Source organism: Barnesiella propionica, from assembly GCF_025567045.1.
Taxonomy (GTDB): Bacteria; Bacteroidota; Bacteroidia; order Bacteroidales; family Barnesiellaceae; genus Barnesiella_B; species Barnesiella_B propionica.
Genome location: NZ_JAOQJK010000005.1, coordinates 75101 through 100728, shown reverse-complemented (window position 1 = coordinate 100728; position 25628 = coordinate 75101). Strand labels below are relative to the sequence as shown.

General features: G+C 39.9%; 19 protein-coding genes. 9 read left to right on the top strand and 10 right to left on the bottom strand.

Going from position 1 to position 25628, the window contains the following annotated elements; translation table 11 throughout:
- Positions 1-15: 15 nt before the first annotated feature.
- The 6 genes from OCV73_RS08325 to aroQ all read right to left on the bottom strand — a co-directional run bounded on the left by OCV73_RS08325 (position 16) and on the right by aroQ (position 8942).
- Positions 16-4413: a choice-of-anchor J domain-containing protein gene (locus tag OCV73_RS08325; RefSeq protein ID WP_147551236.1), complete on the bottom strand. Its 4398-nt coding sequence runs from the start codon at positions 4411-4413 to the stop codon at positions 16-18.
- Between the two features lie 308 nt (positions 4414-4721).
- Positions 4722-5951: an FtsX-like permease family protein gene (locus OCV73_RS08320; protein WP_147551234.1), complete on the bottom strand. Its 1230-nt coding sequence runs from the start codon at positions 5949-5951 to the stop codon at positions 4722-4724.
- Positions 5952-5957: 6 nt separating this feature from the next.
- Entirely contained in the window at positions 5958-6293 is a 336-nt protein-coding gene (gene rbfA, locus OCV73_RS08315; RefSeq protein WP_147551232.1) for a 30S ribosome-binding factor RbfA, read from the bottom strand.
- 68 nt (positions 6294-6361) lie between these two features.
- Entirely contained in the window at positions 6362-7000 is a 639-nt protein-coding gene (locus tag OCV73_RS08310; protein ID WP_147551230.1) for an O-methyltransferase, read from the bottom strand.
- The gene (gene pyk, locus OCV73_RS08305; RefSeq protein ID WP_147551228.1) at positions 6993-8462 is read right to left on the bottom strand and encodes a pyruvate kinase; all 1470 of its coding nucleotides are present in this window, start codon (positions 8460-8462) and stop codon (positions 6993-6995) included. Before pyk ends, OCV73_RS08310 begins: the two co-directional genes overlap by 8 nt.
- 60 nt (positions 8463-8522) lie before the next feature.
- Positions 8523-8942 carry a type II 3-dehydroquinate dehydratase gene (gene aroQ / locus OCV73_RS08300; RefSeq protein WP_147551226.1) on the bottom strand — a complete coding sequence of 140 codons (420 nt, stop codon included), beginning with the start codon at positions 8940-8942 and terminating at the stop codon, positions 8523-8525.
- Positions 8943-9138: 196 nt separating this feature from the next.
- Here aroQ and xerD point away from each other — a divergent pair, with 196 nt between their 5' ends.
- From xerD to OCV73_RS08260, 8 genes are all read left to right on the top strand, one after another.
- Positions 9139-10065: a site-specific tyrosine recombinase XerD gene (gene xerD / locus OCV73_RS08295; RefSeq protein ID WP_147551224.1), complete on the top strand. Its 927-nt coding sequence runs from the start codon at positions 9139-9141 to the stop codon at positions 10063-10065.
- 229 nt (positions 10066-10294) lie between these two features.
- Positions 10295-11974, top strand: coding sequence for a tetratricopeptide repeat protein (locus OCV73_RS08290; RefSeq protein ID WP_147551222.1), 1680 nt, complete (start codon positions 10295-10297; stop codon positions 11972-11974).
- A 241-nt stretch (positions 11975-12215) separates the two neighbouring features.
- Complete coding sequence (gene pnp / locus OCV73_RS08285; protein WP_147551220.1) at positions 12216-14366, top strand: polyribonucleotide nucleotidyltransferase; 2151 nt, start codon at positions 12216-12218, stop codon at positions 14364-14366.
- A gap of 137 nt (positions 14367-14503) precedes the next feature.
- Positions 14504-15997 (top strand): RNA polymerase factor sigma-54, encoded by a 1494-nt coding sequence (rpoN, locus tag OCV73_RS08280; protein ID WP_147551218.1) that lies wholly within the window; start codon positions 14504-14506, stop codon positions 15995-15997.
- Positions 15998-16016: 19 nt separating this feature from the next.
- Positions 16017-16643, top strand: a complete 627-nt coding sequence (locus tag OCV73_RS08275) for a hypothetical protein (RefSeq protein ID WP_147551216.1) — start codon at positions 16017-16019, stop codon at positions 16641-16643.
- A gap of 18 nt (positions 16644-16661) precedes the next feature.
- Positions 16662-17168, top strand: a complete 507-nt coding sequence (purE, locus tag OCV73_RS08270) for a 5-(carboxyamino)imidazole ribonucleotide mutase (RefSeq protein WP_147551214.1) — start codon at positions 16662-16664, stop codon at positions 17166-17168.
- Positions 17169-17267: 99 nt separating this feature from the next.
- Positions 17268-19106, top strand: a complete 1839-nt coding sequence (locus tag OCV73_RS08265; RefSeq protein ID WP_147551212.1) for a 4-hydroxy-3-methylbut-2-en-1-yl diphosphate synthase — start codon at positions 17268-17270, stop codon at positions 19104-19106.
- A gap of 8 nt (positions 19107-19114) precedes the next feature.
- Positions 19115-20482: an MATE family efflux transporter gene (locus OCV73_RS08260; RefSeq protein ID WP_147551210.1), complete on the top strand. Its 1368-nt coding sequence runs from the start codon at positions 19115-19117 to the stop codon at positions 20480-20482.
- A gap of 56 nt (positions 20483-20538) precedes the next feature.
- Here OCV73_RS08260 and OCV73_RS08255 read toward each other — a convergent pair whose 3' ends face one another.
- The 3 genes from OCV73_RS08255 to OCV73_RS08245 all read right to left on the bottom strand — a co-directional run bounded on the left by OCV73_RS08255 (position 20539) and on the right by OCV73_RS08245 (position 22697).
- A complete protein-coding gene (locus OCV73_RS08255; RefSeq protein ID WP_147551208.1) occupies positions 20539-21003 on the bottom strand; it encodes an Lrp/AsnC family transcriptional regulator in 465 nt (154 codons plus the stop codon).
- Positions 21004-21229: 226 nt separating this feature from the next.
- Entirely contained in the window at positions 21230-22090 is an 861-nt protein-coding gene (locus OCV73_RS08250) for an FKBP-type peptidyl-prolyl cis-trans isomerase (protein WP_167551233.1), read from the bottom strand.
- 22 nt (positions 22091-22112) lie between these two features.
- Positions 22113-22697, bottom strand: a complete 585-nt coding sequence (locus tag OCV73_RS08245; protein ID WP_147551204.1) for an FKBP-type peptidyl-prolyl cis-trans isomerase — start codon at positions 22695-22697, stop codon at positions 22113-22115.
- Between the two features lie 255 nt (positions 22698-22952).
- Between OCV73_RS08245 and OCV73_RS08240 the strand changes: the two genes are divergently transcribed.
- Entirely contained in the window at positions 22953-23648 is a 696-nt protein-coding gene (locus OCV73_RS08240; RefSeq protein ID WP_147551202.1) for an SIR2 family NAD-dependent protein deacylase, read from the top strand.
- A 58-nt stretch (positions 23649-23706) separates the two neighbouring features.
- Here OCV73_RS08240 and OCV73_RS08235 read toward each other — a convergent pair whose 3' ends face one another.
- Positions 23707-25533: a Na/Pi cotransporter family protein gene (locus OCV73_RS08235; RefSeq protein WP_147551200.1), complete on the bottom strand. Its 1827-nt coding sequence runs from the start codon at positions 25531-25533 to the stop codon at positions 23707-23709.
- Positions 25534-25628 lie beyond the last annotated feature (95 nt).

Sequence of the window (25628 nt, the reverse complement as noted above, 5' to 3'; positions counted from 1 at the left end):
CGATAAATCGAAGTATTATTTTACAATTACTTTCACCGTTTTATCTGCAACCTGCACGATATAGGCTCCCGCACTTAAAGGAATCTTATTATAATCTTTTCCTTCCCTATTATATATAACGATACCGCCGAGATCAGTCACACGAACATTCAATCCTTCGGCTCCGTGTACGATAATGTTATTATCTATACTATACACTTTAACATCCGAAATTTCATTCCATCCAGTCCCGGAAGATACGAAAACCGTTACCGTATTAGAAAGATTTGATTCTCCCGCGTTATACATTGCTGATATTGCATAGACATTATCCTCCCCTTTTTTAGGATCAGTATCTATATAACCGGGCGTCGGGACAGTTGCAATCTTCCCTCCATTTCGGTAAACATTATAATTTACTAAGAAAAGATCTTCAGGCAATACAGGTTCCGGGACAAAATTGACATTATCAATACCCAGCAAGAAACCGTCTTTTGTCGTACAACGTATCGCAAAATAAGAAGCATCGGCAGGTAATTGATACTCATATTCAGTCCATTTTTCATAAGAAACACTGTCAACCTGTCCAAGCCGATGCGTGAAACATTCTGTCGTATTTCCTGTCGTCGAATAATAAACCTCAAACGATTCATTTCCATATAAAGGCGAGTAACGTAATGCTTCAAAAGTAACCGTCTGAGCTACTTGTGCTAACCTGGGGGAGATCAGCCAGTCATCATTATGCCCCTCTTTAGTTGTCGTAGAATTTGCCGACCAGCAAACAGCAAGTTTCGTACCATGTTTTTTATCCATACGGAAGTTTTTATCAACTCCGAGCCCCTGGAAATATGAAGCGGCAACATCCATTATCATAAAGGCCTGGGGTTGTCCGGCATTTGGCCAGTAATTTTGCACCTCTCCGAATACGAATGTTTCACCGCCATCAGCATCAAATACAGTCCAGTCTCCGAATCCGTTAATCGTAAACGGGTCATATTTCTCAAACTCTTCAGTAACTTCTTCATTTTGAGGAATATTCATATCAGGTGCATTCCAAGTAAGCTCCACTCCCTGTCCGGTATTCCCACCTGTAAGGCCTGAAACCACAGGATATTCAGAGCCTCTTATTTGCGTCGATACCGGTCCGGTAACATTATCCGAAAGATCCTCGTCGGTTACAGATTCAATTTTTCCGGTAAAAGTCAAAAGCGAGCCGCGTTGATGTACCGACGGGGTAAAATGTAATTTTATATCCGCTGAAGTCTGGGCCGCCAATGATTCCACCGATTCCGAAACAACAATGTTATCATCACCATCTACAAGATTAACGATAAAATCATTAACAGTAGTAATGCCTTCATTAAAGACCGACACTGTATAAACACTTTCTTCATTGATTTTGCCAAAAGGAGGTCCATCCATGGAGACAGCTTTCAAATTACTCTCGGAAAAACTACGCAGCTCGACATTATCAACATAAGCGAACATATAATCTTTGAGACATTCTCCCATGAACGCAACCCGTATATTACCCGATTTACAGGAAGACAAATCTATATTTACCAAAGTCCATTCCAAAGCTTGCTCTACCGTAGAAACATCTTGCCATTCACCATAATTCTCTGAAATTTGAACCGTTATTTTCGCTCCGCCTCCGGGAATAAGCACCCAGGCGACCAAACGAGGTTTGGCAATATGAGACACATCTATTTTCGGACTGTAAATACGGGCTACGGCTCCTACGGCATAACCACCAAAATCGGCACTTCCGCCATCTTCTTCTTTCGATTGATCCGGTCGTATTGTCCACCCTGAATCATATTTTCCGCCCGACAAAATTTCAACAGTCCACGGACCTTTGGTAACTTTAGCATCAACAAACTTTTCTACATAAGGTGCTTCGTAAGCCGGTCCTACCAACATATTATTCGAAGCCGTTCCAGTCTCAGACTTCCCGATACTATTCTTCGCATAAACCGTATATGATGCAAGTACCTGAGGCAACTCTTTGTTCAGTCCGGTTAAAGCACATGTATTTCCGGATACATTTGCATCTACAAGTTTATTATCCTCATCATATACTTCATAAGTTACAGCCGAAACATCTACATACCCGTTATGGATACCGACATCAGCGACCTTATCCCATGATAGGGAACCATTACCATTGCCTAAATCTGCAAATACGACATTTACAGGTGCAAGCGGAATATCTATACCGATATACGCCGATGACTCCGCACTATCGCCGCTGCCGAAAGAATTAACGGCAACTACCAAATAACTGTTGGTACCCGTTACGGGTGATTTATCAGTCCATTCGATAGTCTTTCCTTTTTCAGCAGATTCGATGGTCTCTACTAATTTTCCGTTGCGCGATATTTCTATAGAAGAAAGCGAGGTAAGCGGAGAACCTACAGAATTTAAAGACGGCGTAACGAACGAAATAGTTGCCGACAATACCCCTTGTGCAGCCGGTTCTACTTTAAGCTCGGTTACTGCTCCCGGCACATTAGGCGATACTACCTCTACTTTCAAATTATCCAAGTTGAGATTTCCCATATTGGCATTACTTACCGCATGAAAGCCTATATAATATATTCCGTCTGCTTCAGGTATTACAGTTACAGTTTCCGTAAGAGGTTCCCGGCTCGTATTGGTATATTCTTTCTCCTCCATCAAACAACTCGTCATTCCGTCGGCCGTAGCAGTTTTACCCATCTTCACCTCGAGCTTTTCGGGAGAACGAGCGTTCAGGGCATATACATCATAAGAAATGACATATTTATTTCCTGCAACCAATCGTAAAGGGGGAGTAATCAGCCAATCGTCGGCAACATTTTTGCTGTTATAGCGGTAAGAAACTTTACCACTCGAATATGCCCAGGTTGATTTATCTCCGTTCACATCTATTATCGTATAAAGATCTAAAGAAGTCTTATCCGTAAAATCCTGCGAATAAGGAGGATCGAGAGCCTCTCCTATTTTTATGGAATTGGAGTTAGCCGATGCACCTTCGATAGTGTCATTAAATGCAGTAACGTTATAATAATAAACAGCCAACTCATCGCTATCGAACATTTCTGAATAAGTAGCTGCTTTTAGCTTCTCTTTAACCACTACATTTCCGGGCATTCTTGTCACTTTATAAGTAAGATCCTCAACATTCATATACCCTCCATTTTCCGTTCCGGCGGGAGCTTCCCAAGATACCGTATTTATACTGTTCTCCCGGGTAAGGGTAATATTTTGAGGAGCTAACGGTTTGTCTTTACCTATATAAATTTCGGTTGTTTCGGTAGGACTGTCTCCGGCATTATTGGACAAAACTACACTAATATTATAACTACCACCTGCAGACACACTAAACCCGGCAGTAACTTTTTCACCCGGAGAAGAAGTTCCGCTCGCCGCCTCTGCTCCATTTGCCTTAACAGTATATTTTACCTCACCGGTAAGCACTTGTCCCGCATATGTATAATCAGGAACATCAAAAACAACTTTTCCGTCAAGGGCTCCATCCGGAAAATCAACAGTAAGATTAAGAGCCCCTGAAGGCGCGTCATCATTAGCTTCCGGAGCGGGAATATATGCACCAACGACTTGTTCTCCGTAAGGGAGCTTACCAATCTTGACTGCTTCTCCTGTAGAAAGATTTACTGTATATAAATTAGCCGATTCGTCTTCTTCATTGGCAAACCAATAAAATGTATCGTCTTTAGGATTTATCACCGCCGATTGAAAAAACTTAGGATCCACTCCTGTATCACCTACCTTCGTTAATATACCCGTAGTCTTATCAATTTTATACAGGATACCACCATTATTGGTTTGAGACGCTGTATTGGATGAAATTCCATATAGCGTACCATCTTTCGTACATCCCATTACCTGCATCGGACGTTCCATAGCGGCAATTTTTTGCTTCGTCATTCCGTCCAGATCCCAAGTAGAAAGAATATAACTGAGCGAACCTCCTGCAGCATCATACTCATAACCGCTACAATATATAATTCCGGTCACAGGGTCCTGCGCGCAACTCAATGCAGCATTGGCATACACTGCGGCAGCATCATATCCAGCACTTTTATCCACGAGCTTTTCCCACGTAACCGCATCGTATGTAGTATAATAGCCACTTGCATAACCACTCCCGATTGTATAATCGAAAGTATAATATTTTCCACCGAATAATATAGCACCTCCATTAGCGCTTAACCAGGGAATAAGCTTCACGGCTTCTCTTGTCACCGGATTGCGGGGTTTAAAAGAATAAATACCAAAGGTATTTCCATCTTTGTTAACGTCATAAACAACCGCGCCGTTGATTTTCAAATTAATATTGCTCAAATCGGTTTTTTGCCCGCTCCCGGCAGCAAAAAGCAATAAAGGGAGAAAAAGGGCTGCACTTAAAATAATTCGTTTCAGACTCATAAGAAGAAATTTAGTTACAGGATTAGTGTACAGGATCAATAAAGCCCTGGCAGGATTAAATTCTCAGAAATTGTATTAAAAGATTGTGTGTCTTTCTTTTCTAGCACATAAATGAAAGCAATATTATCAATATCGGATTTCCATATTTCCAACTTATTCGTACGCAATATTCGTTAAAATTCTGAACATAAACAAGAAATTTACAATAAATCTAATAAAAAATATGATACAACCCATTTTATTGAAAAATTGTCATATTTCCCAATTACAAAACAAGTACTTACTGCAAAAACTAAATATATGTAAGATTAATTTCCTGAAGAAGATGTACTTAGATATTTGACAGGATACCATGCCGCCAAAAAACCGAGTAAAGAAACCACAGCTGCAATAATTAGAGTATCGGCCCACTCCAGTCTCACCGGATAAGCATCAACAACAAAAACGCCGGTCGTCTGTCCCAGACGTAACCATCCGTATGCCTGTTGTAACAAGCACAGCACCACCCCCAGCACGATACCTGTTCCAGCCCCTAATATCGAAATCAGCCATCCTTCCGTCAGAAATATGCGGGAAATTAATTTTTTATCAGCACCCAGGTTACGTAAAGTACGTATATCGGCCTCCTTATCTATAATAAGCATTGACAAAGAACCAATAACATTAAACGTGGCGACCATAAGAATAAATACCATGATAAGGAAAGTAATCCACTTTTCTATCTGCATAAAACGAAAAGCCGTCTCTTGTTGCATCATCCTGTCTTTAACCAGATATCCGGCTCCTAAAACTTCCTGCATACGGGCAATAAGTTTTTTTTCATCCACATCCGGCTTCAGTTTTATTTCAATAGCCGTAGCTTGTGTAGAATAATTGAATATCTCCCGCGCCAGACGCAATGGTACCAGCACCAGCTGATTATCATACTCAGGTTCATTAACAGCAAATACGGAACTGACAAAAACCCGGGCCTGATTAAACGAAGAGGACGGATTTGCCATATTTACACGGGAATCTCTCTTAGGTACATATATTTCCAGAGGTTGTGAATATTGAGCTCCAGCTTCAATCTGCATAGCTACACCAGCTCCCATCACAGCATAATCTGTTATAGTATCATGCAAAATAAACTCACCGTTAAGAAGCAGTTCGCCAATATTTGTCAGTTTATCATAATTCTCAGGCACTCCTTTCAAAAGGACCGGAGTTTGCTTCCCTCTGTAAACAGCAAGCGCATTATCTTCCACAACGGGAGAGAATTCCTCAACTTCAGGCCACGATGCAATCATACCGAATTCCTCCGCATCGGTATCTAATGTTTTTCCCCGCAGGGGTTCTATCTTTATCTGAGGATCAATTGCCGAATACAAATTACCGATAACCTCCTGAAAGCCATTATACACAGATAAGGTACATACCAATGCCATTGTAATAACAGCCACACCGCAAACCGACACCATCGAAATCATATTGATAGCGCTGTGCGACTTTTTCGAGAAAAGATAGCGAAAAGCTATTTTTAAAGAGAGATTCCCCATCTCATCTTATTTCTTAAGAAGAGTATCTATATTTTCGATATAATCTAAAGAATCATCCAGAAAGAACATGAGTTCGGGCGTTTTACGCAATTGGAAACGCACCTTCTGAGAAAGTTCATAACGTATGGTTTTAGCACTGGCCCGTATCGACTCCAGTATTTCTTCGGATTTTTCCGAAGGGAATATGCTCAAATACACTTTTGCCACGCTCAGATCCGGACTTACACGCACTACACTTACCGAAATAAGCGTACCATGTGTTTTACGGGTTTCATTAAGAAAAATATCGCTCAGGTCTTTCTGCAATAACCTGCTTATCTTACTTTGTCTAGTAGTTTCCATATTCTATTTTTTAGCATTTGCGTGCATATCAGATACCAAATTACACCATTTACAGGAGAAATACAAACTTATAACGGTTTTTTATATATAACGGTCAATCCGTCTCTTAAGGGAATAATCACTTTTTCGACCCGGGTATCATCGGCTATTTCATCATTAAATCTTTCTATACCCACAGTTTGAGCATCTCTACTTAAAGGATCGGTCACAACCTTTCCATCCCATAATGTATTATCGGCCAATATGAATCCGCCCGGGCGTACTTTATCGAATACCAGTTCATAGTAGCGCATATAATCCCTCTTGTTGGCATCGATAAAAACCATATCATAAATATCTTCCAATGACGGTATTATTTCACAAGCATCTCCTATAATAAATCTGATACGGTCTTTCCAGGGTGAACGTTCTATAAACGAACGGGTAAATTCTTCTATTTCATCATCCACATCAATCGTATGTAGTTCGGCATCTTCGGGCATACCTTCCGCCAGACATAAAGCTGAATATCCCGTAAATGTTCCCAGTTCGAGAATCCGGTGAGGCCGTATCATCCGGCAAAACATTTTGAGTATACGTCCTTGCAGATGTCCCGATATCATACGGGGCCGTAAATGGTAAAGATGAGTTTCTCTGTTAAGTGCAGACAGCAACTCGCTCTCATCGTCAATATGTCGGAGTATATACTCCTCTAAATCATCAGTCATTCACCATATCCTCCATATTCGGCAGAACATATTCGTCAAAAGCATCCAGAACATCTCCAACCCGGTTTATTTCCAAGAATGTAGTTCCTTTACCCTCTCCGAAACCACCGCCTAAATAAGCTATCAGATCTTCACGAGTAAGCAACTGTTTATTTATTAAAAGATTTAATCCGTTAAACAGATACTGTCTGGTCGAAGCGGTCTCCTGCTGATACATAGGGAACACACCGTACGATAGCGCCAGAGTCCGAATAGTGCGTTCGCGATAGCAAATCGCCAGTACCGGATATTTTCCTCTGTAAGCTGCGACATAACGGGCCGTACGTCCTGTATAACTATCCGTAAGAATAGCTTTAGTTCCTAATTTATTAGAAGATTTTACCGCCTGTTTTGCCAGAAATGAAGTAACATCTATATCATCTCCCGTAGTAATCACCCGAATACTGTTATCGGATAATTTACTACTTTCCGCCTCCTCCGCTATTTTAGCCATCGTAGCGACAGCTTCCGCCGGATATTTTCCATAAGCAGTCTCTCCACTTAACATCAAGGCATCGGTATGATGATATATGGCATTAGCAATATCAGTAACCTCAGCCCGGGTAGGACGAGGATTTTTAATCATGGAATGGAGCATTTGCGTAGCCACAATAACCGGTTTTTTTGCCAATATACATTTCTTGATAAGCATACACTGGATTCCAGGGATCTTTTCCTGAGGAATTTCTATTCCTAAATCTCCCCGGGCAATCATAACTCCATAAGCAACCTCAAGTATTTCATCGATATTATCGACACCCTCCTGGTTTTCAATTTTTGCTATAATTTTAATCGGGCTGTTATATTCGTCGAGAATATGCTGTATATCCAATACATCTTTTTTATTGCGAACAAAAGAATGAGCAATAAAATCAATATCATTTTCAATAGCAATGCGTATATTGTGTTTGTCCTTTTCGGTAAGAGAAGGAAGATTAATGCGTATTCCCGGAACATTTACACTTTTTCGAGAACCCATTTCTCCTCCGTTACGGGCTTCGCAAATAAGAGAATTATCCTTCTTTTCCAATACTCGGAATTCCATCTCCCCGTCATCGATCAACACACTGCTACCGACCGGTACATCTTCGATAAAAGCGGGATATGAAACACAAATACAATCGTGTGTCGTCAACCTGTCGGGCTCTCCCTTTATTTCAACTATATCTCCTGTCGTATAAATAAGCGTATCGGTTCCGTCAATGGTCGTAGTTCTCACCTCGGGGCCTTTGGTATCCATAAGAATTCCGATTTGGGGGGAAACTTCACGTACATTGGTTATAATACGTAAAAAACCTTCTTCCTGCATATGGGCGGAATTCATCCGTACGACATTCATACCGTTTTCAAATAACTGACGTACAAAATCAACATCACAACATTTATCCGATATGGTTGCTACAATTTTTGTAAACTTCGACATATTATATTTCTTTTTATACTCTATAACAAAAAAGAAAAAGCGTTTGTTATGCTCTTCATATTATTTATTGGTAAAAGCTTCTATCGCCAAGCGATACGAGTCAAGACCGAAACCAATAATGGAACCTTTACAGGCCGCTGCAATCATAGAAGTATGACGATATTCTTCTCTGGCATGAATATTTGATATATGTACCTCTATAACAGGGGTTGTCACACTTCGTATTGCGTCGGATATAGCTATTGATGTATGCGTATACGCTCCGGCATTAAGTATAATACCAGTTTCTTCAAAACCTGCTTTATGGATACGGTCGATTAATTCTCCTTCATGATTACTCTGAAAATAATCAATATGATGCTGAGGATATAATTTACTTAAACGAGCCAGATACTCTTCAAAAGAACAATCTCCGTAAATACTCTTTTCCCGTTTTCCCAAAAGATTCAGATTGGGACCGTTAATGATAAGTATATTCATAATAATATAATTTATATTGCAATTGTACAGGGAAATAGCTATAAAAACAGGATTATCCGCTCTTCTCGATTCATTTTGTTTTTATATCTTTGTCTTGCGTAAAATGTACCGGAATAAAAATTACCGGAACATCCGTACCGATAAAAAACTACTTTCCAATTTTGCTACAAAATTAGGTAAAAAAAATGAGTTTCATATGACAAAACAGGTGAGAGTTAAAGAAACAGATATCATAAAAAAATTCACGGCTTACCTCAAGTTGGAAAAAGGACTAGAAGATAATACTGTCTCGGCATATCTTAACGATGTAAGGAAATTGTCGGACTTTCTTTCTGTAGAAAAAATATCTTTGCGTAATGTCAGCGACAACTCTTTACACCAGTTCATCTGTACTTTGCAAGACATAGGAATACAAGTGCGTTCACAGGCCCGCATCATATCCGGAGTTAAATCATTCTTTCATTATCTTGAGCTGGAAGGATATATAGATAAAGATCCTTCTTTTTTACTGGAAACGCCTCAACTGGGACGAAAACTTCCCGAAATATTGAGTACCGAAGAAATAGATACTATAGAAAACAGTTTTGATCTGACGAAACCCGAAGAGCGCAGAAACAAAGCTATCATAGAAGTAATGTATAGTTGCGGACTACGGGTTTCGGAACTGGTATCTTTAAAAATATCACAAATATATTTTCAGGAAGCATATATCCTGGTAGAAGGAAAAGGAGAGAAGCAACGCCTGGTTCCCTTGTCACAATCGGCTATAAAGGAAATAAAGTCATATCTTACAGACAGAGATTCGGTACCTGTAAAACGAGGACACGAAGATTTTCTTTTTCTCAACCGACGCGGGACCAAATTATCGCGCGTCATGATATTTTACATCATCCGGCAACAATGCGAACTTTGCGGCATAAACAAGAAAGTAAGCCCCCATACTTTACGACATTCTTTCGCCACTCACCTGTTGGAAGGAGGAGCGAACCTAAGGGCTATACAACAAATGCTGGGACACGAGAGTATCACTACGACCGAAATATATATTCATCTTGACAAAAGTTTTATCCGCCAGGAGATTCTCAACCACCATCCGCGCAATAAACAACTTTTAAAACAATAAATCAAATAATGGAATTAAATTACACTATTTTAAGCATTTCATGCTGAAATAATCTCGTGTGAACATTTTTATTCTCCCTCTTTTCACTATTTTTGTAACGTAAAATGTTTTTATCATAATATGTGAGTAATGTTTGCATAATTTTTTTAGTAAAATAAACACACATAAAATATAATAGTTATTTTTGCATAAAATAATAATTTAGTATAACCAATTTAATTTCTTAGTTATGAATAAAAAATTATGTTTGCCCTTATTGCTCCTTTTCGTACTAGCATTTGTGGGCTGTAAAGAAATGGGGCCGATGTCGGCTGATTACTTTACTGTAACGCCGTCTCCTCTTGAAGTTGTAGGAGGTCAGGTTCCGGCTACCATCACCGGTAAATTCCCTGAAAAATATTTTGATAAAAAAGCAACTGTAACCGTAACACCTTATCTGGTATATGCTGCCGGTGAAACTGCCGGAACTCCATTTGTTTATCAGGGAGAAAAAGTACAAGGCAACAATCAGACCATCTCTTACAAAATGGGTGGTGTAATTTCTATGCCTGTTTCATTTACTTATATTCCTGAAATGAGAAAATCCGATCTTTATTTAGGATTTACTGTAAAGAAAGGTAAAAAAACAATTGAATTACCTCGTGTAAAAGTAGCAGAAGGTGTTATCTCTACTTCTGAAATAGCTGATGCTCAGGAATTAACCCCGGCTATTACTCCGGATAAATTCCAACGTATTATCAAAGAAACATTTAAAACAGACATCTTGTTCCTTATACAACAAGCCAACTTGCGTGCTTCTGAATTGAATTCATCAAAAGTTAAAGATTTCCACAAAGATTTGATTGCTGCGAATGAAGCACCGAACAAAGAAATTACTAATGTAAACATTTCTTCTTACGCTTCTCCTGACGGTGGTGTAGAATTAAATACTAAACTGGCTGAAAAACGTGAAACAAATACGACCGCTTATCTTGAAAAACAAATGAAAAAAGATAAAGTAGTCGCTAACACTACTGCTGAATTTACTGCTCAAGACTGGGAAGGTTTCCAGGAATTGGTTTCTAAATCAAACATTCAGGATAAAGATTTGATTCTCCGTGTTCTTTCTATGTATCCCGACCCGGAACAAAGAGAAAGAGAAATCAAGAATATGTCTTCTACATTCAAAGTATTGGCAGAAGAAATTCTTCCTCAACTACGCTACTCAAGATTAACTGCTTCTATCGACGTTATAGGTAAATCAGACGAAGAAATCGCCAAGCTGGCAAAAGAAGATGCAAAATCCTTAACTGTTGACGAATTGCTCTACGCTGCGACTTTAACTAAAAATAATAACGAAAAAGCTGCAATCTATACTAAAGTTACCGAAATTTATCCTAACGATTATCGCGGATATAACAATTTAGGTATGATACAATACGAAAACGGTGATCTGAATGCAGCAGCAGCTAATTTCGCAAAAGCAGCAAAAATAGCTCCTAACGCTCCTGAAATAGCTCTGAACCAAGGCCTTATCAGCCTCAATAACAAAGATTATGCTAAAGCAGAACGTGCATTCGGTAGTGCAGCCGGTGTAAACGAAGTAAACGATGCTTTGGGTGTTTATTATCTGAAAAAAGGAGATTATAATGCTGCAGTTAAAGCATTTGGCAGTTCAAAAACCAATAATGCTGCTCTGGCACAAATCTTGACAAAAGATTACAGCGCTGCTAAAAACACATTAGCCGGAATTTCTACTCCTAATGCAACAACCTACTATTTATTAGCTGTTCTGGGCGCACGCACCAACAACGAACAAATGGTAACTTCTAATTTGAAACAATCTATCAAACTCGATCCTTCCAAGGCTGCTCAAGCTGCTTCGGATCTCGAATTTGCAAAATATTCTATCGATTCTATCGTAAAATAATTGGTTGATAATTCTCATAAAAAATCCTTGCCTGAAGATTAGGCAAGGATTTTTTTATCAACAAAATCAACCTTTTACCTGCAAACAAATAACCAGAACTTTCACGGATATAAATTGCTTCATTTCTTTTCTTAAAAAAGTCCGGATAAGGCTATTTTTTTGCATTTTTCTTTCATTTTCATGGTGTTGCGCATAATCTTTATTATCTTTGCACGAATTTGGAAAGAAAGAAAAAAAATTTATGATTAATCCTATTGTTAAGACAATCGATTTAGGTGATGGAAGGACCATTACAATCGAAACAGGAAAGCTTGCAAAGCAAGCTGACGGGGCCGTAGAAGTCCGTATGGGAAATACCATGCTTCTCGCTACCGTATGCTCGGCTCAGGAGGCCGGCGAAGGGGTAGACTTCATGCCCTTACAAGTTGAGTATAAAGAAAGATTTTCAGCATTCGGACGTTTCCCCGGTGGCTTCACCAAAAGAGAAGGCCGTGCTTCTGATTACGAAATCCTGACTTCACGGCTGGTCGATCGCGTTCTGCGTCCCCTCTTCCCTGAAAACTATCATGCTGATACGTTCGTAAACATCATGTTATTTTCTTCCGACGGAGTTGATATTCCTGATGCATTAGCAGGTTTGGCAGCATCGGCAGCAATAGCAGTCTCAGATATACCCTTCAACGGGCCTATTTCCGAAGTACGTGTTGCACGTATTGATGGCAAATTCAAAATCAATCCTACATACAGCGAACTGGAAAAAGCAGATATGGATCTGATGGTAGGAGCTACCTATGATAACATCATGATGGTAGAAGGAGAAATGGATGAAGTTTCCGAAGCAGACCTGTTAGAAGCTCTTAAAGCAGCGCACGACGCAATTAAAGTACATTGTCTGGTACAAAAAGAATTAGCCGAAGCCGTAGGAATTGCAAAACGTACCTACTGTCACGAAACCAATGATGAGGAACTTCGCAAAGACGTTTGGGAAAAATGTTACGATAAAGCATACGCCATAGCACGTGCCGGAAATGCGGATAAACACGCACGCCAGGCTGCCTTTGATGCAATAGTCGAGGAATATCTGGCCAATATGGGAGAAGAAGAAGCTGCAGAAAAAGGAGCTCTTGTAAAACGCTACTACCACGATGTAGAAAAAGAAGCTGTACGTCGCTGCATTCTAGACGAAGGCATTCGTCTGGACGGTCGTACCACGACACAAATCCGTCCTATCTGGTGCGAAATCGATTATGTTCCGGGACCTCACGGATCAGCAGTTTTTACTCGTGGTGAAACACAGGCCCTGGCAACTGTTACTTTAGGAACAAAACTTGATGAAAAGATTCTTGATGATGTATTAAACCAAGGTCGTGAACGTTTTCTGCTTCACTATAATTTCCCCCCGTTCTCAACAGGGGAAGCCAAAGCACAACGCGGTGTGGGACGTCGTGAAATAGGACACGGAAATCTCGCCAATCGTGCTTTAAAAAAGATGATTCCCGAAGATTATCCTTATGTAATACGTGTCGTATCGGATATTCTCGAATCAAACGGTTCTTCTTCAATGGCTACAGTTTGTTCCGGTACACTGGCTTTGTTAGACGCCGGTGTAAAAATGAAAAAACCCGTATCAGGTATTGCCATGGGACTTATCACGGATAAAGATAATGTAAAATACGCGGTACTTTCTGATATTTTGGGAGATGAAGATCATTTGGGAGACATGGACTTCAAAGTAACAGGTACACGGGACGGTATAACGGCTACCCAAATGGATATCAAATGTGACGGTCTATCTTATGAGGTACTTGAGAAAGCATTGAATCAGGCACGCGAAGGACGTATGCATATTCTTGATATTATTACTAATACAATAGCAGAACCTCGTACAGACTTGAAGCCTCATGCTCCCCGTATCGAAACATTGACTATTCCGAAAGATCTTATAGGTGCTGTAATAGGCCCGGGCGGAAAAATCATCCAGGGTATACAGGAAGCCAGTGGTGCCATTGTTACTATTGAAGAAATAGACAATATAGGACGTATTGAAATATCGGCACCGGATCGTTCTTCTATCGATGCTGCACTTTCCCGTATTCGTGCTATCACCGTACAACCCGAAGAAGGAGAAACTTATACAGGAAAAGTAAAATCTATTCTCGCTTTCGGTGCATTTGTAGAATTCCTTCCAGGTAAAGACGGTTTATTACACATCTCCGAAATCAGTTGGGACAGAATCGACAACATGGAAAATTCAGGTATTAAGGAAGGTGACGAAGTAACAGTAAAACTAATCGAGATAGACAAGAAAACAGGAAAATATCGTTTATCTATGAAGGCTCTTACTCCTCGTCCTCCGAGAACCGAACGTCCACGTAAAGAGAACAATGAATAAAACGGAAAATAAAAAATAAACTCCAATCTGTATAAAAAAGAGGATGGCCGGTGACGGACTATCCTCTTTTTCGTTATCCGGAAACACCCATACTACATAAATGAAAATAGGTCAATAAGTAATTTTAAGGTTCATTAATCTCTGTCTTTCACCAAAAAAGTCTATCTTCGTTTTATAAAAATCGTCTTATGCTAAAACAACAACTACAACAAAAGTTACAACAAAAGCTTTCGCCGCAACAAATACAAATCATTCGGTTGCTGGAGCTTACAGAACTGGAGCTGGAGGAACGTGTTAAGCAGGAATTGGTAGAAAATCCGGCATTGGAAGAAGGAGGAGAATCCTTATATCCGGAAAACGAATCACAAGACGACGGGCCTCAGGAGAGTGCAGAAGAATTATCTCTTGCCGATTACCGCAGTGAAGACGACATACCCGATTACCGGCTGGAAGCCGACAATTTTTCCCGAAAAGAACGTCGTGAAGAAATTCCTTTCTCTGGAAATTCCTCATTCCACGATTTTCTAGAGCGCCAATTAGGAGAACGCAGCCTCACCGACCAGGAAACGAAAATTGCCGAATATATTATAGGAAACATTGATGATAACGGATATCTGCAACGTCCTATCGCGGCTATTTCAGATGACCTTATATTCCAGATAGGCATAGATGTATCGGTGGAAAAACTGGATGAACTTTTACAACTTATTCAAGATTTCGAACCGGCTGGCGTAGGCGCGTCCAACCTAAGAGAATGCCTCATGCTGCAACTAGAGCGAAAAGAAGGGAATCCGGCTACATTACTTGCCTATAATATTCTCGAAAACTCATTTGAAGAATTTACTAAAAAACATTATGACAAAATAATCCGGCAATATGAAATAACAGAAACCGAATTAAAAAATGCGATACAGGAAATCACACAACTCAATCCCAAACCGGGAAGTGCCTGGAATAATTCATTTTCCGATGAAATGAGCCATATCATACCCGATTTCATCGTAGAATCGCAAGATGGAGAGCTCACCGTAAATATGAGTAACAGCAACATGCCCGAGCTCAGGATCAGTAAGGATTATCAGGAAATGTTCGACGACTATAACGGCAATAAAGCGAACCAGACCAAAGAGAAAAAAGATGCGTTGCTTTTTGTAAAACAGAAACTGGATGCGGCACAATGGTTTGTAAACGCCATAAAACAGAGGAACCATACTCTCATGTCCACGATGCAAGCCATTGTGGAAATTCAACGGGACTTTTTCCTCACCGGAGATGAAAGTACCTTAAAACCAATGATACTTAGGGATGTTGCCGAACGTTCAGGATTCGATATATCCACTATATCTCGTGCAAGTAACAGTAAGTATGTACAGACTAATTTCGGTGTATTTCCGCTAAAATATTTCTTTTCGGAATCATTACAAAATGATTCAGGCGAAGAAATTTCGTCAAGGGAGATAAAACGTATTCTTCAAGATTTTGTTAATAATGAAGATAAACGGAAACCGTTGTCGGATGAAAAGCTCTGCGACATGCTACAAGACAAAGGCTATGTAATAGCCCGCAGAACTGTCGCTAAATACAGGGAGCAACTTTCCATTCCGGTAGCCAGGCTCCGAAAAGAAATATAAGCAATTAAAACATAACGGTATGAATATTATTTCACGAATCCTTTCCACCCTATTGCATCCTTTACTGATGCCGGTCTACGGGATTTTCATTATTTTCTTTCATACATATCTTCTGGTCCTTAATTTACCGTTCAAATTATTCATATTGGCCGGTGTATTTCTCTTTACCTGTATCATACCAGCTCTATGTATTTACATACTTTATAAAATAAAAGCCATAAGCAGTGTTACTTTGAACGACCGTAAAGACAGGCTTTATCCTTACATTATATGCCAGTTATCCTATATAAGCTGCGCCCTGTTCCTCATCAGCCACGCAATGCCATTATGGGTAACCGGATTATTTTTAGGCGCGGCCATATCCGTCATAATTTCCATTATAATTAACCGGTGGTGGAAGATAAGCGCTCATCTGGCAGGTATCGGAGGGGTCGTAGCATTAATATATTTTCTCACCGGGTCACAACTGATGCTCCCGTCCTTTCCTCTTTTCCTTATCGTACTATGGACATTATTAGCCGGAGCTTTGGGAAGTGCAAGAATTTATATGGGAAGACATACTTTAGGTCAAGTGCTGGCAGGATTTGCAAACGGTTTTTTTTGGGTGTATATTTGTACTGCATTTTTACTGAAATATCAACTTTAACATATATCAGAAACAAAAATGAAACCAATCGTCAGTATCATCATGGGCAGTACCTCGGACTTGCCTATCATGGAAAAAGCAGCCAAGCTACTTGATGACCTCGAAATACCGTTCGAGATGAATGCCCTTTCCGCGCACCGTACTCCGGTAGAGGTAGAGGAATTCTCCAAGAATGCAGGCAAGCGGGGAATCAAAGTCATCATTGCAGCAGCCGGTATGGCAGCACATTTACCCGGTGTTATCGCTTCCATGACAACATTGCCGGTCATAGGAGTGCCTATTAAATCATCATTAGACGGCATAGACGCACTCTACGCAATCGTTCAAATGCCTCCGGGAATCCCTGTGGCAACCGTAGGAATAAACGCTGCTCTCAACGCCGCGATTCTTGCAACTCAGATGCTGGCTTTATCTGATGAAAAAATCGCCCAAAAAGTACAAGAATATAAAATAGGTCTGGCACAAAAAATTGTAGAGGCTAATAAGGCATTGGCGCAAATAGAATACAAATTCAAGACGAATTAATCGGCAACCTTTTGAAAAAATAAAATCCGGGGTGTGCAATGATTATATATCTCGGATTTTTTTAATATTTATCCGTTTATACGTAAAAACTTACCTGTTATGAACTATTTCAATTTCAAACGCCGGCATTCCAGTATCGTCCATATAGGAAATACTCCGTTAGGAGGAGAATACCCCATACGGATACAGTCCATGACCAACACTTCTACGATGGATACAGAAGGTAGCGTTGAGCAATGCATCTCGATTATTGAAGCAGGAGCCGATTATGTAAGACTTACGGCGCAAGGAGTAAGAGAAGCCGAAAATCTGGAAAATATTAAAAAAGGACTTCTCTCTAAAGGGTATCAAACTCCCTTAATCGCCGATATACATTTCAATCCGAAAGCAGCAGATGCCGCTGCCGCCATAGTCGACAAGGTTCGCATCAATCCGGGTAATTTCGTAGACAGCGCCCGTACCTTTAAAAAACTAACATATACAGATGAAGAATATGCTCATGAGATCCAACGCATACGGGACAGACTGGTACCGTTTCTCAATATATGCAAAAAACATGGAACAGCGATACGCTTAGGGGTGAATCACGGTTCTTTGAGTGACCGGATCATGAGCCGATATGGTGATACTCCCGAAGGCATGGTAGAATCTTGCCTGGAGTTTCTGAGAATATGCCGGGAAGAATCATTCAGTGATATTGTTATTTCGATCAAAGCCTCCAATACAGTCATTATGGTAAAAACCGTACGATTGTTGATCGAAGCTATGAGAAAAGAGAATATGTGTTATCCTCTGCATCTGGGAGTGACCGAAGCAGGAGACGGAGAGGATGGACGTATCAAATCGGCCGTTGGAATAGGTACGCTTCTGGCTGATGGAATAGGAGACACGATACGTGTATCATTAAGCGAAGACCCTGAAAAAGAAATACCGGTAGCGAAAAAACTAGTGGATTATATAGAAAAAAGAGCCGGACATCCCCACATCGAAGGAGAAACAGCCGCAGGTTTTGATTATTGCCATGTCAACAAAAGAGAAACACAAAGCATAGGAAATATCGGAGGAAACAATCCTCCGGTAGTAATAGCTTCGTGTATTCCAGTAAAAAATGAAAGCAATGTAAAAGCCGATTATTATTATACTCACAAAAACTGTCCATCGTCTGTTCGTAGCGAAGAAAAAATAATAGTAGATGCAGATGTTTACAGACCACAAGAAAATGTATATCCGTTATTCAAATACGATGAAATATCTCTTTTAAAAGCGGTTCCGGCTCCTCTACGTTTTTTAGAGATCTCTTATAACGATGCCACGCCGCAACTATTGAAATTATTAAAAGAGGAAAAGAATATAGTCCTCATCCTTTCTTCTGCACATCAGAATATCGTAGGAGAACAACGGGCATTCTTCCACTGGCTCATAAACAATCAATGTAGTGTACCCGTCATTCTCAAAAACAGATACAATGAAAATAACGCAGAAGAACTGCAAATAAAAACAGGAGCCGATTTCGGCCCGTTACTGATGGATTACTTTGGAGACGGAATACTTATCCAGAACGACGGAGATATATCCCCTGAAAGCCTTATAAGTTATTCCTTCGGTATTTTGCAAGCTACCCGGCAACGTATTACAAAAACTGAATATATCTCTTGTCCGAGTTGCGGGCGTACAATGTTCGACCTGCAACAAACCATTGCACGGGTGAAAGCTGCAACTTCACATCTTACAGGGCTTAAAATAGGCATCATGGGGTGCATTGTAAATGGTCTGGGTGAAATGGCCGATGCCGATTACGGTTATGTCGGAGCCGGACGCCATAAAGTAAGTTTGTATAAAGGAAAAGAATGCATCGAAAAAAATATACCGGAAGAAGAGGCTATAGAAAAGCTCACAGAGCTCATCCGGAAAAATAATGACTGGAAAGAAAAAGAATAACACGCTATATGCAAAAAACCGAGAACGAAAGATACGAAGAACTTGAATCCCGTCCGATACCTTCGCTTTTATGGGAATACTCGCTACCTGCCATAGTGGGTATTATGGTTATGTCTCTGTATAATGTAGTAGACCGCATATTCATTGGACAAAGCGTAGGGCCCAATGCAATATCAGGTCTCGCCCTTACTTTCCCCATCATGTCCATTACTGCCGCAACCGGTATGTTAATAGGAGCCGGAGGAGCATCCAGAATATCTATTGTTTTGGGACAAAAAGACAGGGTAAATGCTGAAAAAATATTAGGAAACAGTTTTATTCTCACTCTTATATTTGCGGTTTTATACATCATTTTTTTCATATTCTGGCTGGAAGACATTCTTCAGAGTTTCGGAGGAAGCGAAAAAACCATTCCCTACGCACTGGAATTTTTATATTACATCATGCCGGGGATGGTGCTTACTAATTTATGTTACAGTTTCAATAATATGATGCGGGCATCGGGATTCCCCAAAAGAGCTATGTATACGATGATGATAGGTGCAATAGCCAATGTTATACTGGCACCTATTTTCCTGTTTGTTCTCAAAATGGGGATCAAAGGTGCAGCCATCGCTACCGACATTGCCATGGCTATATCTACAGCATTCGTAATGTATCACTTCATGAGAAAGGGAGAACATATACGTTTTCGAAAATACTGTTTCAGGCTTGACAAGCGCATTATATTCAATATCATATACATAGGAATGGCGCCATTTCTCATCAATGTAACGGCCAGCGCTGTAAACGCCATCATAAATACGTCTCTTCACAAATACGGAGGGGATACTGCCGTAGGAGCATTCGGCATATTCAATACTTATGCTACATTAATCGTCATGCTTATCATAGGATTATGCCAGGGCATGCAGCCTGTAGTAGGATATAATTACGGTTCGGGGCATTACGAACGCATGAAAAAAGCCTTTAAGATAACTTGCTTTTCCGCTACCATTTGTACCACTATCGGCTTTTTGAGCTCCACTTTCCTGCCCGATTATATCGTCAGGGCATTTACTACCGATCCGGAACTCATCGCCGTATCGGCTAACGGTTTACGCATATCCCTGGCAGCCTTTCCTATCGTTGGTCTCCAAATAGTTTCCACAAACTTTTTCCAGTCATTGGGAATGGCTCCCAAAGCTATCTTTCTAAGTTTGTCCCGGCAGGTATTATTCCTGATCCCGTTATTATTCATTTTTCCTCACTGGTGGGGACTGGAAGGTATTTGGTATGCTATGCCGGCCGCAGACATTATTGCAACGCTGATTACACTTGCTCTTATCTATTGGCAAATGCGCCGATTCGATAAAAAAGTCCCGGAACAAATATAAAAACAGAGGGTATATAAACTTATACACCCTCTGCCATAATACTCTCTTATATTTTATTACTCTTTATAGCGGATAGGTATTTCACGATTCATACTTTGCTCCAAAGAAATGAGAGTCTCGGTAGCTGTTACGCCGTGAATATTCTGTATCTTGTCATTGAGCAGCTCCATAAGATGCTCATTATCCCGCGCATACAATTTGCATAACATAGTATAAGGCCCTGTCGTAAAATGGCATTCAACCACCTCAGGAATCTTTTCCAGTTCAGGTACAACATCACGATACATCGATCCTTTTTCCAATTTCACTCCTATATAAGTACAGGTACGATATCCCAATATTTTAGGATTAACCCGGTATCCTGAACCTATTATTACATTCATATCTATCATGCGCTGAATACGCTGGTGAATAGCGGCACGTGAAACACCACATTCAGCAGCCACATCTTTAGATGCGATTCGCGCATTTTTCATAATTATTTCAAGAATCTGCCGATCAAGGTTATCTATTTTTTCCATAAAACGTTATTATTGATTGCAAACAAATATATATTTTTTTTCTGACAACAACATTAATTCAGAGCATTATTTTAGCAAAAAGTTTTGTTTTAACATTATTTTCGGCATTAATGATAATCAAAGTTTATTTTAAACTATCCAACACTTACTATTTGCATAAATAACCTTTCTACAAAAATAATGGAGCTGCCTGTTTGGGCAGCTCCATCTCTCATTAAATATTCTATTATTTTACCAGTTCCAGTATTTCAACTTCAAATACCAAAGTTGAATTAGCAGGAATCTTATCACCTGCTCCACGTATGCCATAGGCTAGATCGGCAGGTATATAAAGTTCATATTTTGCACCCGGAGACATTAATAAAAGGCCTTCGTTCCAACCTTTAATACCTTGGTTCAAACCAAATGTAACATCCTTGTTGCTATCAAATTCCGTTCCATCAATCAATGAACCTTTATAGTTCAATTTTACATGGTCGGTGGGTTCAAGTTTCGTTCCATTACCCGGTTTAATAACTTTGTAAAGCAAACCGGATTCGGTTTTCATTACAGCAGGGTCCTTAGCTTTCTCTGCGAGAAAAGCTTGTCCTTTAGCCAGATTTTCTTTTGCTGCAGGAGCTTCGGCCAATTTAGCTTCTTCTTCTTTAACTTTCTTTTCCTGTGCAGCTTCCATATAAGCAGAGAATATAGCCTGAGCGTCTGCAGATTTTATCACAAAAGCAGTATCGCCCAAAACGGCTTTTTTATAGGCTTCCAGAAACAATGCTTTATCCAGTTCAGCCCCATATTGCTTGGACATGCTTTCGAAATATTGTCTGGCCTGCGAACCTTGTGAAAAACCGATTTCAAAAGAGAATTTTGAAGAATCGTTATTCAAGGCCTGAGCAAAACCCTTCATAAATTCTTCAGAATTAATGCCGGAAGGATCTGCTTTGATAGCCTGGGCAATGCGTTCGCCATTCAGCAAACCAAAAGCATAACTAGCGCTATCTGCATCGGTAGTCAAAGCACCGGCCGATTTGTTTTGGCAGGAAACCAATGAAAGCACACCGGCTGCCATTACTGTTACTAAAACTGATTTTTTCATATTCATTAGTTAAATAATTTGATTATAATACTTTTATTAATTCTACTTCGAATATCAACGCAGTATTCGGACCGATATTCTGTCCCGCTCCTTGTTCTCCATAAGCCAGGTCGGAAGGGATATAAAGTTTCCAACGGGAACCCTCAGGCATCAGTTGCAATGCTTCCACCCACCCCGGAATAACCTGGTTAACACCAAATACGGCAGGCTCACCCCGCTGAATAGAACTGTCAAATACCTGTCCGTTTATCAATGTACCATGGTAATGACATTGTACACGGTCGGTAGCTTTCGGTTTGCGGCCTTTCCCTTCTGTAAGTATCTCATATTGTAACCCGCTAGGCAAAGTCACCACATTCGGACGTTTGGCGTTTTCGGCCAAAAATTCCTGTCCTTCTTTTAAATTTGCTTCCTCTACCTCTTTCTGAAGCCCTGTAAAAAATTCATTTATAATAGTTTTCGCTTCGTCATAGGTCATTTCGGTCTTTCCACCGTCATAAACAGCCTTTATTCCTTTCGCAAAATCTTCTACATTTAGTGATTTGATACCTGAGCCTAAGAAGTTATTTCCCATACTCAAGCCAAGTGCATAGCTTAATTTGTCCATATTTTCCATTTATTTATTAGGGAGTTAATACACACTCCGTCTTTTGCTATATTTCAGCAAAAATTTGTGACGAAGATAGGGTTTTTATCGTTTAATCCTTTATTTTTCATTTAAAAAAAATATAATTTTACAGGGCTGTTAACATATAACCGGCAACTTTTCATTTTTTACCCGATTATGTTCCTTAGCTCATATTAAAAACAGAACCGAAACAAAAGTGTTTAATCGTAAAACATATAAACTAAGAAGATGAAGATGAAAAAATTAGTTATTCTTACCGGAGCCGGAATGAGTGCCGAAAGCGGATTTTCTACTTTCAGGGATAGCGGAGGTTTATGGGAAAAATATAATGTTGAAGATGTCGCTTCTCCCGACGGCTGGGAAAGAAATCCGGAAATGGTATTGGATTTTTATAACGGATTACGAAAACAGCTTATGCAGGCAAAGCCAAATGCAGGGCACCAGGGACTATATGAACTTGAGCAAGATTACGATGTAAAAATCATTACCCAGAATGTAGATGATCTGCACGAAAGGGCAGGTAATCACAATGTCCTCCACCTGCATGGAGAACTCATGAAAGTAAGACCGGTTAATCGTGAAAACGAAATTTATACACTTACTCCTGAGAACTGTGAAATACATCTGGGTGATAAAGATAAAAACGGAATTCAATTACGTCCTCACATTGTTTGGTTCGGAGAACCCGTACCTATGATAGAGAAGGCTATAGAATGGACTGAAGAAGCCGATATTTTCGTAATAATAGGAACATCTCTTAATGTTTACCCCGCTGCCGGCCTCATACATTATGTGAGAAAAGGAATACCCATATATCTTATCGACCCGCAAGAAGTGCATATTCCCTCCGGACTTCCGGTACACATCATACACAAAGGAGCCGGAGAAGGTGTAAAAGAACTGGTACAAATTTTAAAATCTCATCTATAAAAATGAAAAAGCACGGACTCATTGTTCGTGCTTTTTTGATACCGTTTAAAACTATTATTTATTTCGATTTACGGTGATATTCTTTTACCGCATCTATCACATTTATCACATAATCTCCCAGTTTCTCAGCTTCGGCAATCATATCCATATAATATATACCAGCCTGATATTCATACTTTTTCAAATTAATATTTTCCACATTGGCAGCACGTAACTGATTCCGGTAATTATTAATCTCCCTTTCTTTATTATAGGACTTTATCATTTCGGCTTCAGGCACATGTTCGGGATGATTCAGTATTACCAGCATACCTTCCAATGCCTCATCTACCAGATGAAACATATTATCGATATTAGTAGTAATCTCTTCACTGAACTGTACCCCGGCATCTTGTTTCCTTACCAACGTTCTGGCCTGGTTATAACAACTATCTCCAATACTCTCGATCTCCGTTACCATAATAAGCATGGAAGATACCCGAAGCTTTCCTTCATAACTAAGGCGGCCATCCACTACGCGGTTAAGATAAGTCGCTATCTCTATCTCCATCCGGTCACTTATCTGCTCATACTTCTCAATACGACTGTACAAGCGGGAATACGCTTCGCTATTTTCTTTCTCATATAATAAAGCACGTACCATACCGAACATTCTCAAAGTACGTTCCGCATATACTGCAATTTCTTTCTGAGCCTGTGTCAGGTTAAGTTCCGAAGCGGCCAGCATGCCGCCTGCAATAAATTTGAGCTGGAATTCTTCGTCCTCTTTTGACTTTACACGAATTAAACGGGTTACAATTTTTACATACAGATTGGTAAACCAAATCATGATAGACAGATTGATTATATTAAATACAGTATGGAAAAGAGACAAACCGAAAGAAACCGAAAATTGCATCGAAGCGAATTGTTTGCTGATAGCCTCCATCGAAGGATCGGAGGTATTGAGAGTTCCGTTATTCAGTTGGTTTACCAGGGTAGGATTCACAGCATCGGTTTTAACAACAAAATTCATTAAAGCATTCGGGTCACCTACCATTCGGGTACACATCCATACTATAAGACTGACAAATGGAAAATAAAAAACAAGAGTCCAGACCGTACCGAAAAAATTAAAGAGAAAGTGTCCCATTGCTGCACGTTTAGCGGCAACATTCCCGCCGAACGCAGCTAAAATAGGGGTAATCGTTGTTCCTATATTACTTCCCAAGACCAGAGCAGCAGCTATATCGAAAGATATCCATCCCTTGCTACACATAATCAGCGATATTGCGAACGTAGCACTGGATGCCTGCACTACCATTGTTAAAACTGCTCCTATCAAAACAAAAATAAGAATGGAAAGGAATCCCATCTGGGTATATGATGTCAGGAAAGAAAATATCTCAGGATTACTCTTCAGGTCAGGAACCGAATGATTCAAAAAATCCAGACCCATAAAAAGAAAGGAAAATCCTATCAGAAACTCTCCCCAAGACTTTCTCTTGCTTCTTTTCGAAAAAAGCAAAGGAGTGGCAAACCCGATCAACGGTAATGCAAAAAGAGAAATATTTACTTTAAAACCAAAAAGTGCAATAACCCAGGCGGTAAGAGTAGTTCCCACATTCGCTCCCATGATAACAGCCATCGATTGCGCCAAAGTCATTAAACCGGCATTCACAAAACTGACAACCATGACCGTAGACGCGGACGAGCTCTGAATCAAAGCCGTGATAAGTACACCTGTAAGCATTCCGGAGAATCGATTTTTTGTCATTACAGCGAGAATGTTCCTCAATCTGTCACCCGCTACTTTTTGTAACCCTTCGCTCATAACCTTCATTCCATATAAGAATAATCCGACCGAACCGATAAGGGTCAAAAAATCCAAAAAAGTATACTCCATGATTTTTCAGTTTGTTTTGTAATGAAAATTTCATACATTTATCACATGCATGAAATATAATGAATTCTAATTTGCAAATTTATACAAATATGAAG